This window comes from Pseudolactococcus insecticola (genome assembly GCF_011170065.1).
GTDB lineage: Bacteria > Bacillota > Bacilli > Lactobacillales > Streptococcaceae > Pseudolactococcus > Pseudolactococcus insecticola.
In genome coordinates this window covers 1-1602 of record NZ_BLLH01000023.1, presented here as the reverse complement: position 1 = coordinate 1602, position 1602 = coordinate 1, and the positions used below count along the sequence as shown (strand labels likewise).

Sequence of the window (1602 nt, the reverse complement as noted above, 5' to 3'; positions counted from 1 at the left end):
AAATGAAGTTTAAAACCCGCTTGACCCCTTATTTTAAGCGGTTTGTTGACTCAAAAACACGATTTAACTACCCTTTTAACTACCCCGCAACATTTTTTACAATGCTTTTAAGATACTTCCGAACTTTTCGGCGGTATCTTTTTCTTTGTCTTTGGAAAGGTGGCTATACGTATTCATGGTTATGGCATAATCAGCATGACCCAAGCGGTGCTGAATCTCCTTTGGATTTACATTAGCATTCATCAAAAGACTTGCGTGAGTATGGCGAAAGCCGTGAAAACCGATATACGGCACTTTGGCACGTTTAAACATTGCTATCAATTTTTGCCGTTCCTGTTCGTAACACAGGACAGTGTTATCAAGCGAAAACACAGGGCTATCCGTCAGACTTATCACATTTACGTGTTGCCGTTGTTGCCGTTGCCAAGTATTGAGCATTTGCAAGGTATCGTTATCAAGCGTAACCGTCCGAGTGCTTTCCCTTGTTTTGGTGCTATCTTGTATTGACCTATCCTGTAAAACTGTTTTAGTTACGCTGACAGATTGACCCTTAAAGTCAACATCAGACCATGAGAGCGCAAAAGTTTCACCGACACGCAACCCAGTGGCGAGCATGAAACGATATAAGGCACCCCGCATTTGGTTAGCTGGTGTATCGTCTAAAGTATCAAGATAGACCAAGAATCTTTTAAGTTCGTCATTATCGAAATACTTGATTTGTTTCGTCGTTCGTTGCTTTAATTTTGGCGGGACAACTTGAACAGCAGGGTTGCTATTGATTGCCCCAAGCTGAAAGCCGTGGTTTAAAATACGCTTGACAAAGTTAAGTAGTAACTTGTAGTCTTTGCAACTTCCTTGCTTGCGTCTATTGTTGATAATTGGGCTTGTGTTGGCGTTTTTTGCCCATTGATTGACGATACCTTGCAAAAGTACAGGGCTTATCTTATCTACCTGGTACGCCCCCAGCGCGGGCAAGATATAATGATTTAAATAGCTTTTCGCAACCCGTGAACTGTTTACTTTCACGGTCAACTTGTACCCGTCAAACCAACTCACGGCGAGCGCCTTAAAGTCGGCAAAATCAACTTTTTCAGTTGCAACGGTTGACCCGTTTTTTTGAAATTTGTTTATTGCTTGATTGGCCTTTATCTCACACATCTTGCGAGTTTTGGCCGTGCTGGTAGTTCGGACTTTCTTACCCGTCAGACTATCAACGCCAAGATATACGCTTGTTTTGTAGACGGTTGAGCCGTCTTTTTTTGTGACTTTTTTTATATTCATTTTCTTCCTGTTCCATTGGCGGGCAAGGCAAAAAGAGGACTGAAAAAGAATGAATGAGTATCACGCGCGTGACGTGCTTAATTTGAGCGTATGGCGTTTTTAGTTGATTGGGTTATAACTTACCGAAGAATACGATAAAACGCCGTGAGGGCGATTATATTAGCTTGTAGAGTATCACGCGCGTGATTAGTTGTCAGACTGTTCGGTTGAGCGTTGCTGGTCTAACCGATATTGCGCATAATTCAAAACGTCAGTTTGGTTTACGTCATTCAGTCTATCGAAGACTTTGACAATATCCGTGATAACCGATATATCAGATTT

1 protein-coding gene is annotated in these 1602 nt (G+C 41.9%); it reads right to left on the bottom strand.

The genetic code is table 11. The features are described from left to right. Positions 1–96: 96 nt before the first annotated feature. A complete protein-coding gene (locus Hs20B_RS09585; protein ID WP_172357960.1) occupies positions 97–1281 on the bottom strand; it encodes a tyrosine-type recombinase/integrase in 1185 nt (394 codons plus the stop codon). Positions 1282–1602 lie beyond the last annotated feature (321 nt).

Coding starts and splice junctions, on each gene's coding strand:
- Hs20B_RS09585 (WP_172357960.1), bottom strand. CDS start 1,281: ATGAATATAAAAAAAGTCACAAAAAAAGACGGCTCAACCGTCTACAAA.